This is a genomic window from Arthrobacter sp. HY1533 (assembly GCF_027568515.1).
In the GTDB taxonomy this organism is placed as follows: domain Bacteria; phylum Actinomycetota; class Actinomycetes; order Actinomycetales; family Micrococcaceae; genus Specibacter.
Genome location: NZ_JANKZF010000004.1, coordinates 48,830 through 64,998, shown reverse-complemented (window position 1 = coordinate 64,998; position 16,169 = coordinate 48,830). Strand labels below are relative to the sequence as shown.

General features: G+C 68.0%; 17 protein-coding genes. 10 read left to right on the top strand and 7 right to left on the bottom strand.

What is annotated here, in order from left to right; translation table 11 throughout:
- Positions 1 to 92 precede the first annotated feature (92 nt).
- From PCK14_RS04705 to PCK14_RS04690, 4 genes are read left to right on the top strand one after another with little or no spacing between them, the layout of a single operon-like run.
- Positions 93 to 1,391 (top strand): FAD-dependent oxidoreductase, encoded by a 1,299-nt coding sequence (locus PCK14_RS04705; RefSeq protein WP_269937318.1) that lies wholly within the window; start codon positions 93 to 95, stop codon positions 1,389 to 1,391.
- Positions 1,388 to 1,627 carry a sulfur carrier protein ThiS gene (gene thiS / locus PCK14_RS04700; RefSeq protein WP_269937317.1) on the top strand — a complete coding sequence of 80 codons (240 nt, stop codon included), beginning with the start codon at positions 1,388 to 1,390 and terminating at the stop codon, positions 1,625 to 1,627. Before PCK14_RS04705 ends, thiS begins: the two co-directional genes overlap by 4 nt.
- Before the next feature lie 46 nt (positions 1,628 to 1,673).
- Entirely contained in the window at positions 1,674 to 2,474 is an 801-nt protein-coding gene (locus PCK14_RS04695; RefSeq protein WP_269937316.1) for a thiazole synthase, read from the top strand.
- Between the two features lie 23 nt (positions 2,475 to 2,497).
- Positions 2,498 to 3,154 (top strand): 4a-hydroxytetrahydrobiopterin dehydratase, encoded by a 657-nt coding sequence (locus PCK14_RS04690; RefSeq protein ID WP_269937315.1) that lies wholly within the window; start codon positions 2,498 to 2,500, stop codon positions 3,152 to 3,154.
- Between the two features lie 74 nt (positions 3,155 to 3,228).
- Here PCK14_RS04690 and PCK14_RS04685 read toward each other — a convergent pair whose 3' ends face one another.
- The 6 genes from PCK14_RS04685 to PCK14_RS04660 all read right to left on the bottom strand — a co-directional run bounded on the left by PCK14_RS04685 (position 3,229) and on the right by PCK14_RS04660 (position 7,268).
- Positions 3,229 to 3,534, bottom strand: a complete 306-nt coding sequence (locus tag PCK14_RS04685) for a hypothetical protein (RefSeq protein ID WP_269937314.1) — start codon at positions 3,532 to 3,534, stop codon at positions 3,229 to 3,231.
- A 62-nt stretch (positions 3,535 to 3,596) separates the two neighbouring features.
- Positions 3,597 to 3,821, bottom strand: a complete 225-nt coding sequence (locus tag PCK14_RS04680) for a DUF3107 domain-containing protein (protein WP_269937313.1) — start codon at positions 3,819 to 3,821, stop codon at positions 3,597 to 3,599.
- A gap of 63 nt (positions 3,822 to 3,884) precedes the next feature.
- A complete protein-coding gene (locus tag PCK14_RS04675; protein WP_269937312.1) occupies positions 3,885 to 4,523 on the bottom strand; it encodes a TetR/AcrR family transcriptional regulator in 639 nt (212 codons plus the stop codon).
- 190 nt (positions 4,524 to 4,713) lie between these two features.
- Positions 4,714 to 5,520: a MetQ/NlpA family ABC transporter substrate-binding protein gene (locus PCK14_RS04670; protein WP_269937311.1), complete on the bottom strand. Its 807-nt coding sequence runs from the start codon at positions 5,518 to 5,520 to the stop codon at positions 4,714 to 4,716.
- 69 nt (positions 5,521 to 5,589) lie between these two features.
- Complete coding sequence (locus tag PCK14_RS04665; RefSeq protein ID WP_269937310.1) at positions 5,590 to 6,291, bottom strand: methionine ABC transporter permease; 702 nt, start codon at positions 6,289 to 6,291, stop codon at positions 5,590 to 5,592.
- A complete protein-coding gene (locus tag PCK14_RS04660) occupies positions 6,285 to 7,268 on the bottom strand; it encodes a methionine ABC transporter ATP-binding protein (protein WP_269937309.1) in 984 nt (327 codons plus the stop codon). Before PCK14_RS04660 ends, PCK14_RS04665 begins: the two co-directional genes overlap by 7 nt.
- Before the next feature lie 322 nt (positions 7,269 to 7,590).
- On the opposite strand from PCK14_RS04660, the gene moeB reads away from it, so the two are divergent.
- The gene (gene moeB / locus PCK14_RS04655; protein ID WP_269937308.1) at positions 7,591 to 8,790 is read left to right on the top strand and encodes a molybdopterin-synthase adenylyltransferase MoeB; all 1,200 of its coding nucleotides are present in this window, start codon (positions 7,591 to 7,593) and stop codon (positions 8,788 to 8,790) included.
- 61 nt (positions 8,791 to 8,851) lie between these two features.
- Complete coding sequence (locus PCK14_RS04650) at positions 8,852 to 9,838, top strand: SDR family NAD(P)-dependent oxidoreductase (protein ID WP_269937307.1); 987 nt, start codon at positions 8,852 to 8,854, stop codon at positions 9,836 to 9,838.
- An 87-nt stretch (positions 9,839 to 9,925) separates the two neighbouring features.
- Here PCK14_RS04650 and PCK14_RS04645 read toward each other — a convergent pair whose 3' ends face one another.
- Positions 9,926 to 11,356 (bottom strand): glutamyl-tRNA reductase, encoded by a 1,431-nt coding sequence (locus tag PCK14_RS04645; protein WP_269937306.1) that lies wholly within the window; start codon positions 11,354 to 11,356, stop codon positions 9,926 to 9,928.
- A 164-nt stretch (positions 11,357 to 11,520) separates the two neighbouring features.
- On the opposite strand from PCK14_RS04645, the gene hemE reads away from it, so the two are divergent.
- The 4 genes from hemE (at position 11,521) to PCK14_RS04625 (ending at position 16,157) form a co-directional block, all read left to right on the top strand.
- A complete protein-coding gene (gene hemE, locus PCK14_RS04640; RefSeq protein WP_269937305.1) occupies positions 11,521 to 12,582 on the top strand; it encodes a uroporphyrinogen decarboxylase in 1,062 nt (353 codons plus the stop codon).
- 61 nt (positions 12,583 to 12,643) lie between these two features.
- Positions 12,644 to 14,179, top strand: a complete 1,536-nt coding sequence (locus tag PCK14_RS04635; protein ID WP_269937304.1) for a protoporphyrinogen/coproporphyrinogen oxidase — start codon at positions 12,644 to 12,646, stop codon at positions 14,177 to 14,179.
- Positions 14,180 to 14,253: 74 nt separating this feature from the next.
- A complete protein-coding gene (gene hemQ, locus PCK14_RS04630) occupies positions 14,254 to 14,949 on the top strand; it encodes a hydrogen peroxide-dependent heme synthase (protein ID WP_269937303.1) in 696 nt (231 codons plus the stop codon).
- A complete protein-coding gene (locus PCK14_RS04625; RefSeq protein WP_269937302.1) occupies positions 14,946 to 16,157 on the top strand; it encodes a ferrochelatase in 1,212 nt (403 codons plus the stop codon). Before hemQ ends, PCK14_RS04625 begins: the two co-directional genes overlap by 4 nt.
- The last annotated feature ends 12 nt before the right edge of the window (positions 16,158 to 16,169 follow it).

Below are 16,169 nucleotides of genomic sequence, written 5' to 3'. Positions count from 1 at the left end.
CTGAGAGGGCGCCGAATGCGCCGACCGACATGCGCCCTCCACGGGCGCAAGAACCTGATCCGGGTCATGCCGGCGTAGGGAAGGAGAGCACTGTGGCACCCTTTGTGCCTGGAAATTTTGACACCGACGTGGCCGTCATCGGCGGCGGCATCGTGGGCCTCGGCATTGCCTGGGAGGCCCAGCGCTCCGGCCGCTCCGTCACTGTCATTGACCCCGCCCCCGCCACCGGCGCAACGTTCGCCGCCGCGGGCATGCTGGCCCCCGTCAGCGAACTCCACTACCAGGAGGAAGACCTCCTGGAACTGACGCTCGCCTCCGCCGCGCTCTGGCCGGACTTCATCGCACCCCTCATGGCGCCCGGCCTTCCTGACACGGGATTCAGCACGACGCCGACTCTCGTGTTGGGTGCCGACGCCGCAGACCGGCGCGCCCTGGCCGATCTTCGGGACGTGCAGCTGGAGCACGGCCTGGACGTGGAGGTGCTCAGCATCCGCGAAGCCCGCGCAGCGGAGCCGCTCGTTGCACCCAACATTTCCGCGGCCTTCCGCATTGCGGCCGACCACCAGGTGGACCCCCGCGGAACAGCCGCCGCCCTCCGCACCCGGCTGGCCGAGGTGGCCGCCGCACGCGGCCAGGACGTGGACGTCTTCATCGGGCAGGAGGCCGCCGGCCTGCTGTGGGACCAGGGCCCTGCCCAGGCAGGCGAGGGCCCCGCCCAGGCAGGCGACGGCGCGGGTGGGGTTGCGCGCGCACGGCGGGTTGCCGGCGTGGTGCTCGCCGACGGACGCGAGATCCGTGCCCGCGAGGTTGTTGTGGCCAACGGGCTCGGGGCGCCGGGGCTTGCCGGCTTGCCCGCGGGCCTGAAACTTCCGCTGCGTCCCGTCCACGGCGACATCCTGCGCCTGCGCGTGCCCGAACACCTGAAGCCGCTGGCCACCAACACCATCCGTGGCTTGGTGCGCGGGCTGCCGGTCTACATTGTGCCGCGCAACGACGGCACCGTGGTCATTGGCGCCACGAGCCGGGAGGACGGCAACCCGGGCGTCAGCGCAGGGGGAGTGCACCAGCTGCTGCGCGACGCCGCCGTTCTGCTGCCGGCCGTGGCGGAGCTGGAACTGCTCGAATGCACCGCCCGGGCCCGGCCCGGAACGCCTGACAACGCCCCGCTGCTGGGGCGCGTGGCCGGATCTGACGGCAGGGACATCCCCGGGCTCATCATCGCCACCGGCTTCTTCCGGCACGGCGTACTCCTGACCGCCATCGCCGCCACGGTTTGCCGGCAGCTGCTGGGCGGCATCACCGACCTGGCCTGGGAACGCTTCCGCCCCGACCGCTTTTCACCCACCCTCCACCCGGCACCCGCCGGCCCCAGCGAGCAGGAAAAACCATGAACACCATCCACATCAACGGTGCCGCCCAGGCATTTGCCGCCGGAACCACCGTGGCCCAGCTCGTCACGGCCATGACCGGCCGGGCCCTGCTCGCCTCGGGGCTGGCGGCCGACGGCGGCAGGCTGGGTGTGGCCGTGGCCCGCAACCAGGACATCGTGCCCCGCAGCCAATGGCACGCCACCGCCGTGGAACACAACGACGAACTGGAAATTGTCACCGCCGTCCAGGGCGGCTGATGTGACCGTCCCCGAAACCCGCGCACCTTCTTCGAAAGCGAACACCATGACTGAAACCCTGACCCGCAACGACGCACTGGTCATTGACGGCGTGGCCCTGAACTCCCGGCTCATCATGGGCACCGGCGGCGCACCCAGCCTGGCCGGCCTGGGCGCCGCACTCATCGCCTCCGGCACCGAACTGACCACCGTGGCCATGCGCCGCTATTCCGTGGACGAGGCTGCCGGCGGCGGCACCAACCTGTTCAAGCTGCTGCTGGAGAACAACATCCGCATCCTGCCCAACACGGCCGGCTGCTTCACGGCCCGGGAGGCAGTGATGACAGCCGAACTGGCCCGCGAAGCGCTGGAAACCGACTGGGTGAAGCTTGAGGTCATCGCCGACGAGCACACCCTGCTGCCCGACGCCCTTGAGCTGGCGGACGCCACCGAACAGCTCGTGAACCGCGGGTTCAAGGTCTTCGCCTACACGAACGACGACCCCGTCATGGCCCTGCGCCTTGAGCAGCTGGGGGCCGCGGCCGTCATGCCGCTGGGCGCCCCCATCGGCACCGGGCTGGGCATCCTGAACCCACACAACATTGAGCTGATCGTCTCCCGCGCCTCTGTCCCCGTGGTGCTCGACGCCGGCATCGGCACCGCCTCCGACGCCGCCCTGGCCATGGAGCTGGGCTGCGACGCCGTGCTGCTGGCCACCGCCGTGACCCGCGCACAGAACCCGCTGGTCATGGCCGAGGCATTCAAACACGCCGTGATCGGTGGCAGACTGGCAGCACAGGGCGGCCGCATCCCCAAGCGTGCCCACGCACTGGCATCCTCGGCGATGGACGGACGCCCCGACCTGTAGACGAAAACCCGAAGGAGCCTGCCATGGCTGCGAACGACGTTTTGACCAGAGCCCAGATTGACACGGAACTGGCGGCGCTGCCGGACTGGACCTTCGGCCTCGGTGCGCTGCGCACGGCCCTGAAGTGCCCGACGTCGGCCGCGGCCCTGGACTTGTTCGCCGCGATCGGAGAGCTGGCGCAGAAAGCCAACCACCACCCCGACGTGGACTGGCGCTACGACCACTTGTTTGTGACGCTTTCCTCGCACGACGCCGGCTCCAAAGTCACCGCCCGTGACACGGCCTTGGCGGGGGCCATCTCCGCGGCCGCCGCCGGGACCGGTGCCGTGGTGCGCCCGGAGCTGCTGCGCACAGTGGAAATCGCGATTGACACCGACGACCCCGGGGCCATTGCGGGCACATGGAGGGACGCGCTGGGCTACAAGGTGGCAGCCGACGGCGCATTGGTTGACCCGTTCGGCCGGGGCCCCTCGATATGGTTCCAGGAAACCGCCACCCCCAATGTGAACCGCTTCCACCTGGATGTGACAGTGCCTTACTCAAGGAGCGCGGGGATCCTGGCTGCTTTGGAGGCCACGGGGGCATCGCTGGCGGACTTCGCGGCGCCGCGTTTCGTGGTGGCCACGGATGTCCAAGGGAACAGGCTGTGCATCTGCACCGAGGAGGGCCGCGACGCCTAGGGCTTAAACAGCTGATGCGCCGGACCACGGGTGGTCCGGCGCATCAGCCTTGGCGGTTGCCGCCAAAGGTGCATTTAGTGCATTTGCAGGATCTGGTTGGTCCGCTCCACCTGCTGCGCGTGGCGGGCGCGGCCCACAAAACCGGCCGTGGCCCACGCCGCGGCGCCGCCCACAACGATGGAGAGGATCCACGGAATCCATGCCGTCGCGCCGTCATTGCCCAGGCCCACGGCCATGGTGATCATCCAGACAACGAGCGAGGCGGCAACAGCTGCCCCGGCGGGAAGCACTGCACCGAAGGTGGAGCGGTGCTTGTCAGCGGCCCAGGCAAGGGCGCCAAACGCGCCGGCAGTCAGGGCAATAATGACCAGTGCAACCATGAAAACGTCAACCGTCTCTTCCGTAGGGGTGGTGGCGCGGTGCGCCCGCGCGGGGGTTGTGGCTAGAGTGCGGCGAAGCCGACGCTGCGGGCCTTCTCGCCGCCCAGCTCAACGTATCCCAGGGCGTTGCCGGGAACAATCACGACGCGTCCCTTTTCGTCTTTAAGACGCAGCTCGGTGCCCTTGGCCAGCGCCTCCGAGACCAGGGCGGCGACGTCGTCGGACGTCTGGTCGGATTCGAGCACAATTTCACGGCTGACGTTCTGGATGCCGATCTTGATTTCCACAGGTGTCTCCTCGATGCATGCTGCTATTGGAAGTATGTACAGACCACTCTAGGGGCAGGCCCGTCAGGATTCCTTGGGGAAGCGGCTGATTCCGCGCCAAGCTAAACGGTAGACCAGGTCGCTGGCCACATCGATGTCCAGGTCGCCGTTGGCCTCGAGCCAGTAGCGGGCGCTGACCTGGGCCATGCCGGCCAGGGCCCGGCCCAGCAGCGTTGCCTCCACGGGGGGCAGCTTGGTGTCCTCGGCGATGACCTGGCCAATGGCGTCGGAGTAATTTGCGTTGAACTTCTCCAGCCGCGCGGCAACCTCGGGGTCGTTGACCAGGTCGGATTCAAACACGAGCCGGTGGGCCTGGTCGTCGTTGGCCATGAAGAGGAAATAGGCCTTCATGGTGGCCTGCACGCGCAGTTTGTTGTCGGTGGTCGATCCCAGGGCGGCCACGAGCATGGCGGTCAGGGATTCCAGGTGGCTGTCCAGCAGGGCCAGGTACAGCTCACGCTTGCTGGGGAAGTGCTGGTACAGGACGGGCTTGCTGACCTTGGCCGTCTCGGCGATCTCATCCATGGCGGCACCGTGGTAGCCGTGGTTGACAAACACCTCGAGGGCGGAGGCCAGCAGCTGGGCGCGGCGTTCGTCGCGCGGCATTCGGCTGGGCTGGGTGCGTTGCGCCGGGCGTTCCTTGGCTGCGGGATCCAAAGTCATGACGGATGCCTCTCTTCTAAGATGCCCATTGCTGGCGCACGGTGCATTTGTAGCATTCTACCGGCCAGTAGTCCGCCTGCGGGCTCCCGCGTGGACATCGCTGCAATTGTGCAGCTGGTCCACCAGACAGTTCAGGGGGCCGCCGCACGGGAAGGCCCCCTGAACCAAGCCAAGGTTTGGTGCGAAGCAACTAGGATGCGGGGATGACCAGGCCCTTGAACTCGGCCTGGATGAAGTCCTTCATGTCTTGCGAGGTGAGCAGCTTGAAGAGCTTCTGCACGCGGGGATCATCCTTCATGTCCGCCCGAACGGCGAGCACATTGTAGAAGGGGCTGTCCTCGGCCTCCACCAGGAGCTGCTTGTCAGAGCTCAGCCCCGCCGGCAGTGCAAACGCCAGGGTGACGATCGCTGCGTCCTTGTCGTTGAGGGCCTGCGGGAGGCTGGCGTTCTCAATTTCCGTGAACTTGAAGTTCTTGGGGTTGGCCGTGATGTCCTTGAGCGTGATGGGGTTCTCCTTGACCTCGATCAGGCCCTTGGATGCCAACAGCAGCAAGGCGCGGCCTTCATTGGTGGGGTCGTTGGGGATCGCGATGGAGGCGCCCTCGGGCAGCTCGGCGAGCGTGGCCGTCTTGTTGGAGTAGAGGGCCATCGGGGGCAGGTACACCTTGCCGACGCTGACCAGGTCCTTTCCGGAGGCCTTGTTGTAGGTCTCCATGAAGGTGGTGTTCTGGAACAGGTTGGCGTCGATGTCGCCGTCGCTGAGGGCCGCGTTGGGGGTGTTGTAGTCGCTGAACTCCTTGTACTCGACGTTCAGCCCCTCCTTCGGGGCGAGCTCCTTGGACACGTGCTTGAGCATGTCGCCGGCAGGGACGGCCAGGGCCCCCACCTTGATGGTGTCGGCGGCGGAGGACGAGTCCGAGCCCGCGCCACAGGCGGTGAGGGAGAAGACGGCGGCTACGCCGACGGCGACGGCCTTGAGCATGGTGGAACGGAGCATGGTGGTTCCTTCGTTGGGGGTGTCGGCATGGGCAGGTTCTGGCCGGCATGCGCGGGTGGGGTAGGGGGCCTAGCGGTGCGAGAGGCGCCGGGCGGCAAGGCTGCCCAGGGACTGGAACAGCTGGACGAGCAGGATCAAGATGATGACCACGGCAAACATGTATTCGGGGCTGTAGCGCTGGTATCCGTAGCGGAAGGCCACATCGCCCAGGCCGCCACCGCCCACGGCGCCGACCATGGCCGAATAGCCAATGAGCCCCACAATCGTGGTGGACAGGCCCAGGGCAATGGCGGGAACCGCCTCGGCCACCATGACCTTGGAAAGGATGGTCCAGCGCGTGGCGCCCAGCGATTCGGCGGCCTCGATGAGTCCCACCGGCACTTCACGGATGCCGATTTCCACCAACCGGGCAAAGAACGGAATGCCGGCAATGGTCAGCGGCACAATGGCTGCAGTGGCGCCGATGAAGGAACCCACCAGCATGCGCGTGAAGGGAATCAACAGGATCATCAGGATGATGAAGGGGATGGAGCGGCCCACATTGACCAGCAGGTCCAGCACCCTGTTGATGGTGATGCCCAGAGCGCGGCTGCCGAACGGCTTGGCAAGCAGGCCGCCGGCTTCCGTAGTCACCAGCACCACCCCGGCGGCAAGGCCAAAGATCACTGTGAACAGCAGGCTGAAGCCCACGGTGTACAACGTTTCGCCTGCGCCCTGCAAGACGGTGTCGAACAGGTCGGTCCAGAAGGACGGGTCATTGCGGTCTAGCATCCGATTACCTCCACAAAAAGTCCCTGGCTGCGCAGGTCGGCGATGGCTGCGGCGACGGTTTCCGGGGCGCCGGGCAGTTCAAGCCGCGTCCTGCCCGTTTGGTGCCCGTGGATGGTCTCGATGGCAGCACCGAGGATGCCCACATCGATGCCGTGTGTCCGGGCCAGCTGTGCGATGACGGGGCGGTCGGCAGTGACGCCGTTGAAAGTGATCTCAATGATGGTGTGGCCGTTGTTGGGGATCTCGCCGAGCGGGAACAGCGCCTGCCCCAGCAGGGACTTCTCGGTGGTCAGCAGGCCCTCGACCGAGCCCTGTTCCAGGATCCGGCCCTGGCTCATGACGGCGGCGGAATCGCAGATGCTCTTCACCACATCCATCTCATGGGTGATCAGCATGACGGTCAGGCCCAACTCCCGGCTGAGCTGGCGGATGAGATCCAGGATCTGCCGCGTGGTCTCGGGGTCCAGAGCGGACGTGGCCTCATCGCTGAGCAGCACAGAGGGCTTGGACGCCAGCGCGCGGGCTATGCCCACGCGCTGCTTTTGGCCGCCGGACAGCTGAGAGGGGTAGGCCGCGGCCTTGCCCTCCAAACCGACGAGTTCCAGGATTTCGGCGACGCGCCGCCGTCGGGCACTGCGCTCCATGCCGGTGATCTCGAGTGAGAGTTCCACGTTGGACTGGACCGTCCGGCTGCTGAGCAGGTTGAAGTGCTGGAAAATCATGCCGATGTTGTGGCGTGCCGAGCGCAGCCCGGCGCCCTGCAGGCGGCTGATGTCCTGGCCGTCCACGGTGACGGTGCCGCTGTCGGGCCGTTCCAGGGAGTTGATGGTCCTGATCAGGGTGCTCTTTCCGGCACCGCTTTGGCCCACGACGCCGAAGATCTCGCCCTTGGCGACGTGCAGGGAGACATCGTCCAGGGCGCGGACAGCCTTGTCCCCCGAGCCGTAGCTCTTGCTGATCCGGTCAACTGAAATCATGTTGCTCCCGTTTTCCGTTGATAGTCCCTGCCGTGGCCCTCCGGCGCGCACAGGCAGTGCACGCCGCACAAAATTCTTGCAAATGGCCCAAGTCACGGCAAAATCAGAACTAACGTGCGGCCAGGGCTGAAAATACGTCAGTTAGTTCAGGCAAAGTGGCAGCATTTGCGTGTCTGGGTGCGCCTTCCCCGCCAATGCCCGGACAAACAGCGGCCCGGCGCCCACCAGCTCGCAGTGAGACCTTTCTCACATGCAGGGGCTTGGTGTTGGGCTGTTACGGCCGGGCTGGCCACTGGGGCGGGCACGCCCTAGATTTGTCAGTATGGTTTCCCTGATCCAGCCCCTGAAGGCCGCCGCGCCGCAGTCATTGCCGCCACTCGTGGAGCCCGGCCCACCACTGGCTGCGGAGGAGCTGGAACGCTATTCGCGCCACGCCCTCATCCCCGAAATTGGCCTGGAGGGGCAGCGCCGGCTGCGCAACGCACGGGTGCTGGTGATTGGCGCCGGCGGCCTCGGTTCCCCGGCGCTGCTGTACCTGGCCGCCGCCGGCGTGGGCACGCTGGGCATCATTGACGACGACACCGTGGAGCTGAGCAACCTGCAGCGCCAGGTCATCCACGGCGTGGGCGATCTTGGCCGCACCAAGCTGGAATCGGCCCGGGATTCCATCATGGAACTGAACCCCGGCGTCAACGTGGTGCTGCACAACGTCCGGCTGGACTCCTCCAACGCCCTGGAGCTGTTTGAGGGCTACGACATCATCCTGGACGGGGCCGACAACTTTGCCACCCGCTACCTGGTCAACGACGCCGCCGCCATCCTGGGCAAGCCCTATGTATGGGGTTCGATCCTGCGCTTCGACGGCCAGGTCAGCGTCTTTTGGGACAAGTTCGGGCCCAACTACCGCGACCTCTACCCCGAACCGCCGGCCCCCGGCACGGTGCCTTCCTGTGCCGAGGGCGGGGTGTTCGGCATGCTGTGTGCCTCCATCGGCGCCATGATGGTCACCGAGGCCGTCAAGCTCATCACCGGCGTTGGCCAGTCCCTGCTGGGCCGCCTGCTGGTCTTTGACGCCCTCACCTCCCGCTGGCGCGAGATCCGCATCAGCAAGGACCCCGCGGCGCCGCCCATCACGGGGTTGGTCGACTACGAGGTCTTCTGCGGCCTGCTCCCGGCCGCAAGGAACGACGGCGAGCTCATCACCGCCGCGCAGCTCGCCACCCGCCTGGCCAGCCGGGACAAGGGCGAGGACAACTTTGCGCTGGTGGACGTGCGCGAACCGGTGGAGTTTGAGATTTCCCGGATCCCCGGCTCGGTGCTCATCCCGGTGGCCGGCATCCGCGACGGATCGGCGCTGGAACAGCTGCCGCAGGGGGTGCCGCTGATCCTGCACTGCAAGTCCGGCGCCCGCTCGGCCCAGGCGCTGGCGAGCCTGCGCGCGGCCGGTTTTGCCGACGTCGTGCATCTTGAAGGTGGAATTGATGCCTGGAATGCCCGCGACAAAAGCGGTGCACAGGAGTAAATTGCGCAGCAGGGCTTCCTTGCGCCCGTGAGGGGCCGGCACTGAAGTGAAGAGGCATGCCATGAGCCGGATGGACATTCAGCACACGCCACAGCAGCCCATCCCTTCCGGGTTTGGCCACTCCACGTCGGCCGCGGAGGTGGTGGAGGGCATGAACCTGGCCGGCTGCGGTGCCATTGTGACCGGCGGATACTCGGGCCTGGGCCTGGAAACCGTGCGCGCCCTGGCTGCCGCCGGTGTGGACGTCAGCGTCCCGGCCCGGCGCTTGGACCATGCCCGCGGCGTGCTGGATGCGGCGGACCTGGGCGGGGTGGCCGTATTCGGCATGGACCTGGGAGACCAGTCAAGCGTCAAGAAATTCGCCGCCGAATACCTGGGTTCGGGGCGGCGGCTGGACATCCTGATCAACAATGCCGCCATCATGGCCTGCCCGGAGACCCGGGTGGGGGCGGGCTGGGAGGCGCAGTTCGCCACCAACCACCTGGGCCACTACACCCTGGCCAACGAGCTCTGGCCGCTGCTGGCCGACGGCGGTGCGCGCGTGGTGGCGTTGTCCTCAACAGGGCACAAGCGCTCTGACATCCACTTTGACGACCCGCAGTTCACCAAGGGCTACGACAAGTGGGAGGCGTACGGGCAGGCGAAGACGGCCAACAGCCTCTTTGCCGTGGAGCTCGACGCCCGCGGGGCCGAGCATGGGGTGCGGGCCTTCGCCGTGAACCCGGGAGGCATCATGACGGGGCTGCAGCGTCACCTGACCCAGGACGAAATGGTCGCTGCCGGCTGGATGGACTCGGCCGGGAAGCTGCGCGAGGGCTTCAAGACCCCTGAGCAGGGTGCCGCAACTTCCGTGTGGGCGGCAACGTCACCGCTGCTGGACGGCAGGGGAGGGGTGTACTGCGAGGATTGCGACATTGCGGCCCCGACCGATCCGGCATCGGAGTTCGCCCGCTTTGCCGGGGTTGACGCGCACGCCGTCAATCCTGATTCGGCGCGGCGGCTGTGGGAGTTGTCGGCGGAGCTTACGGGCGTCAACGCCTTCGGCTAGGCCGGTCTTTGGCCGCCCGGGGGTAGTTGTTAAGATCCGATCGCTGCCGGCAGGGCTCGGATCCGAACATCTGCCCCCGCGCTGAAATCAGGCGGTGGCTTCGGCGGCGTCGTCCGGTGTTGCGGCCGCCACTGCCGAGCCGATCGCCTCGGCGGTGACCTTCAGCCCGTACAACACATCAAGTGCGGCAACGTAGCTGTCGGCGTCTCCGGCGGCGGCCAACTCCTTGGCCCGCACGGTGGGAACGTGCAGCAGCTGCTTGACCATGCGGCGCATGGCAAACTCAACTTCGGCCGTGGCGGCAGAGCAGCCGTGCTGCTTGCGGACCTTGGCCAGTTCGTCGTCCAGCACGGACATGGTGTGCCGGCGCAGCGCCACAATGGCATGGTCCAGGGCGCGGGCGTTCTGGGTGTCCTCGTACTTCCGCGTGGCCTCGGCAACCATGGCCGCGGCCTCCGCCAGCGTTGACTCCTGCTCGGCCGGGGCGGCCAAACGCACGGTCTCCAGGGTCAGCAGTTCGACGCCGGGAAGCTCGGCAATGTCGGGGGCAAAATCGTGGGTCAGGGCCAGGTCAATGGCCGTCAGCTGGCCGGAATTTTCGTGGCGCATCTGTGCCAGGTCCGCACGGCCCAGCCGCTGATCCGAGCCGCTGCAGCCCACCAGCAGGGAGGCGCGGGCCACGGCGCCGGGCAGCGTGGCATCATCCAGGGCCGTGCCGCCGCGCGAGGCGGTGAAAGTCTCGGCGCGCCCGGAGGCGGAGTAGACGGAAATGTCGGTGCAGCCGCGCTGGGCCAGCTGGGCCATGGCGGCCCCGGCGTAGGCGCCGGTGCCAAACAGCACCGCCGACTTGCCTGCCAGCGGACTGGTTGCGGCACTTGGTGCGGTGGGGGACACACCGTCCAGAGGTGATGGCGCGTTGGGGGACACGCCGTCCAGAGGTGATGGCGCGTTGGGGGACACGCCGTCCAGAGGTGATAGAGGGTCTTGGAGTTCGGCGGCGAGGTCCAGTGCCACGGAGACAATCGACATGCCGCGCCGGCCCAGTGCGGTCTGTGCGCCCACATCCTTGGCCGTCTTGGCGGCGGCCTGGAACAGGCGGACCAGCGGGGGAGTGGTGACGCCGTCCTCCTGGGCTGCGCTGAGGGCCCGGCGGACCTGCCCGGCAATTTCACGTTCGCCCACAACGGCCGATTCCAGGCCGGTGCTGACGGCGAACAAGTGGCGGGGGACAGCAGTGCCCACATTGGTGGTCAGTGCGGCGGAAACTTCAGGCTCGGCCAGCCCTGTGTGCGAGCTGATGGCAGCAACAATGCTGCTGCGGGCCGACTCCACATGGTCGGCGCTGCGGGCCTGGGCGTAGATCTCATAGCGGTTGCAGGTTGCCAGTGTCACCAGGCCGGCAACATCGGTGCCGCCCCGCGCCACCTCAGCACTGACGGCCGCGGCACCTGCGCTGAGGCGGGCAACGGTTTCCAGATCAAGGTCTGAGTGCGAGGCAACGAGAGAAAAGACAACCACAATTCCAACATGGTAGACCCCCAAGCTGGGTGTTTATTCACAGGAAGTCCCAAACCGTCACCAAAAGGCTGTGATGCTGGCCACTCGCCGGCGGCTGGCTGCGCCTCCCTACGGTGACAGCTTGTGCACAAAATGCGCCCAGAATGGCTATGTATGGTGGTGCCATGACACTGAGCCCCAGCCACCCCCTGATGGATGGCCGCACCGCCAACTCGCCCCTGATCACCGCCTACAGGGGCGGCAAGCCCAGCCGCCGGCCCGTCTGGTTCATGCGCCAGGCAGGCCGTTCGCTGCCCGAGTACCGTGAGCTGCGCACCGGCACCACCATGCTCGAATCCTGCCTCAAGCCGGCCATGGCCGCCGAGATCACGCTGCAGCCTGTCCGCCGCCACGACGTGGACGCCGCCATCTTCTTCTCCGACATCGTCATCCCGCTCAAGCTGGCCGGGGTGGGCGTGGACATCGTCCCCGGTGTTGGCCCCGTGCTGGATCACCCCATTCGCACCGCCGCTGACATCGCGGCCCTGCCCGAACTCACGGATGCCGCACTGGATCCCATCCGCGAGGCCGTGGCCCTGACCGTGGCCGAGCTCGGCAGCACCCCGCTCATCGGCTTCGCCGGCGCCCCGTTCACCGTGGCCGCCTACATGGTGGAGGGCCGCCCTTCCCGCGACCACCTGGGCCCGCGCACCATGATGCACGCGCAGCCCGAGCTGTGGGCCGGGCTCATGGAATGGGCGGCGGACGCCTCCGGAAAGTTCCTGCGCGCGCAAATCGAGGCGGGCGCCAGTGCCGGCCAGCTCTTCGACTCCTGGGCGGGGTCGCTGGGCCTTGCCGACTACACCGAACACGTGGCCCCGGCGTCGTCCCGTGCCCTGGACCACGTCCGCGACCTGGGCGTGCCGCTGATCCACTTCGGCACCGGCACCAGCGAACTGCTGGGCGCCATGCACGCCGTGGGCGTTGACGTCATGGGCGTTGACTACCGGCTGCCGCTGGACGAGGCCAACCGCCGCCTGGGCGGCACCGTGCCGCTGCAGGGCAACATTGACCCGGCACTGCTCAGCGCCCCCTGGGAGGTCCTGGAGCAACACGTCCGCGACGTCCTTGCTGCGGGCGCCGCAGCACCTTCGCATGTGGTGAACTTGGGTCATGGCGTGCCGCCGGAAACTGATCCGGCCGTCCTGACCCGGCTTGTGGAATTGGTCCACTCGATCCAGCCCTAGGCCGGGGACGGGCTCCGCGCCACAAGCTCAGCACCAGCACCAGAAGCCGCAAGGGGACACCATGGAAAACCGCCGACTCGCAGCCAAGGCACACCGGCCCAAGAGCCACCCGGCACCGAACCACGCCGTGGTGGTGGGCGGCGGCATTGCCGGGCTCATCGCGGCCCGGGACCTGCAGGCGGCCGGCTTCTCCGTGAGCATCTACGAGGCCGCGGCCACGTGGGGCGGCTGCGTGGCCAGCCACGAGGTGGCCGGGGAACTCCTGGATGCCGGCGCGGAATCATTTGCCACCCGCAACACAGCCGTGGCAGACCTCGCCACGGAGCTGGGCCTGGCGGAGAAAATTGTGGAACCCAACCCGGCAGGCGCATCCGTGTGGCTGCCCGAGGGGCCCGTCCCGCTGCCGCGCACCGGCGTGCTGGGCATCCCCTCGGACCTCAACGCCCCCGAGGTCCGGGCTGCCCTGGGCGCCTCCGGCGTGCTCCGCGCCGCGCTGGATGCCAAGATGCCGGCCACCATCGGCACCACCGAGGCAGTCTCCAGCGTGGCCGATCTGGTCCGCGCCCGCATGGGCAAGCGCGTGCTGGAACGGCTCGTTGCCCCCGTGGTGGCCGGCGTGCACTCGGCCGACGCCGAGCTCCTGGATGTGGACATGGTGGCCCCCGGCCTGCGTGCCGGCATCCGCGAGCACGGCTCACTCGCCGCCGCCGTTGCCGCCCAGCGTGCAGGCGGCAGCAAGCCAGGCTCGGCGGTGGCCGGGCTGGCCGGAGGCATGCACACGCTTGTTTCCGCCCTCGTGGCGGACCTGAAGGCGGCCGGTGTTTCCATGCACGCGGGCCACCGCATCAAGGCCGTCTACCGCGGCGACACCGAAATCGATGAGACGCCCGCCGAAAAGCGGTACGACGGCGGCGCCCCGTCCCGCTGGATCGTTGACTGGGAGCACGGCACCGAGCGCGGATTCGACGGCGCCGGCCTGCTGGTGGTCGCCACCGACGGGCCCACCGCCGTGAAGCTGCTGGGTGTGGAGCTGCCGCAGCTGCTGCCGTTCGCCCCGGCCCCCGGGCCCGACGTCCGCCTGGTCACCCTGGTGGTCGACGTGCCCGAGCTGGACTCCGCGCCCCGCGGCACCGGCGTGCTGGTGGCCCCCGGCGTGGCGGGCATCAAGGCCAAGGCCCTCACGCACGCCACCGCCAAGTGGGCGTGGCTGGCAGACGCCACAGGCCCCGGAACGCATGTGCTGCGGCTTTCCTACGGCCGCGCTGCCAGGAACCCCGCCGACGCCGTCCGCCTCACCCCGAGCTCCTTCCGCGAGGAGGACCTGGTGCCCACGGCACTCGCGGACGCCTCCGCGCTGCTGGGCATTGAGGTGACCGAGGCGGATCTCCTGGGCTCCGACGTTGTCCGGTGGACGGGCGCACTGCCGTTTGCCGCCGTCGGCCACCAGGGCAAAATTGCCAAGGTCCAGGCCCTGGCGGGCGAGGTGCCGGGCCTGGTGCTGGCCGGCGGCTGGATCAGCGGCAACGGCCTGGCGGCCGTGGTGGGCGGTACCCGGCGGGCCATTCGGGCTGCCGTGGACACCGCCCGGCGGGTGTGACGTTCGGCACTTTCTACGTCATGTAGAGAACTTCGGTTTTAGCTTTCGGGGTCCTTGGGTGCAAACTTGAACGCATGAGCCACACAAACGAACAATCTGTCACTAAAACTCCGGCCGAGACGCCGTTCACGCTCTGGACCGTCTTCAAGCGCACCGGCTCCTTCGCCGGCGCAGACGCCGCCGTGGCCGCCTTCGACGCACTCGTCGGGGAGCTTGCGGCGGAGGGCATCACGCTGCGCGGGGCCTATGACGTTTCCGCCATGCGCAACGACGCCGACATCATGGTGTGGCTCGTGGGTGCCGACGCCGAGGGCCTGCAGAAGGCCGTGCGCAGCATCCGCCGCACGGAACTGTTCGCCGCCACCGAGATTGCCTGGTCCGCCATGGGCGTGCACCGCGAGGCAGAGTTCGCCAAGTCCCACGCCCCCAGCTACATGGGCCCCAACGAGCCCAAGGGCTGGGTCTGCGTCTACCCGTTCGTGCGCTCCTACGACTGGTACATCCTGCCCGCCGAGGACCGCAGCCGCATGCTGCGCGAACACGGCATGCTGGGCCGCGAATTCCCGCAGGTCCAGGCCAACACGGTCTCCGCCTTTGCCCTGGGCGACTGGGAATGGCTGCTTGGACTGGAGGCCGATGACCTCATTGACCTCGTGGACATGATGCGCAGCCTGCGCTACTCCGACGCGCGCCTGCACGTCCGCGAGGAAGTCCCCTTCTACACAGGCCGCCGCGTCTCCTCCGACGAGGTCGCCGAGGTTCTCCGATGAGCCCGGCCCTGGACGCCGCACTCCTGGTTGCCGAGCCGGCCAGCTACGACGCCATCCTGCTGGCCTCATTCGGCGGGCCCGAGGGCCAGGATGACGTGATCCCTTTCCTGCGCAACGTCACACGCGGCCGCGGCATCCCCGACGAGCGCCTCGAAGAGGTCAGCCACCACTACCGCGCCAACGGCGGCATCAGCCCCATCAATGCCCAGAACCGTGCGCTCAAGGCCGCCCTGGAGGCCGAGCTGGCCGCCCGCGGCATTGAGCTGCCCGTGCTGTGGGGCAACCGCAACTGGGACCCCTACATGCCGGAAACCCTGCAGGGCGCCTACGACGCCGGCCACCGCCGGCTCCTGATGCTCACCACGAGCGCCTACTCCTGCTACTCCTCCGACCGCCAGTACCGCGAGGATATCGGCATGGCGCTGACGTCGCTGGAGCTGGACGGCAAGCTGGCCGTGGACAAGGTGCGCCAGTACTTTGACCACCCCGGCTTCGTGGCACCCTTCATCGAGGGCACCGCCGTGTCTGTGGCCCGCGTCCGCGCAGCCCTCGCCGCCGCCGGCACCCCCGACGCGCCGGTCCATGTGCTGTTCTCCACCCACTCCATCCCCACCCGCGACGCCGAGGCCGCCGGGCGTTCCGCCGACGAGCCGCGCACCTTTGAGGGCGGCTCGGCCTATGTGGCCCAGCACCTGGCAGTGGCCCGCGTGGTGATGGACGCCGTGGACCCCTCCGCCGTGGAGGGCACCGACTTCTCGCTCGTGTACCAGTCCCGCTCCGGCGCCCCGCACGTGCCGTGGCTGGAACCGGACATCAACGACGCAATTGCGGAGCTGGCAGAGGCCGGCACCAAGGGCATCGTCGTGGTCCCGCTGGGCTTTGTCAGCGACCACATGGAGGTTGTCTGGGACCTGGACACCGAGGCCGCGCAGACCTGCGCAGAGTTGGGCCTGGCCTTTGACCGTGCGCCCACCCCCGGAACGCACCCCAAGTTTGTGGCCGGCCTGGTGGACCTGATCTGCGAACGGACCGTGGAGCACCACATCGCCAAGCGCCCGGCCCTGACGGAGCTGGGACCCTGGTACGACACCGCTCCCGCCAACTGCTCGGAGAACTTCCGCGGAGCCAAGCCCGCCATTGCCGAACACGGCAGCACCGTGGGCCTTGTTGCCGATCCCGTTGGCGCAGCGGCCGCAGGTGGTTCTTAGTCTCCATGGCTG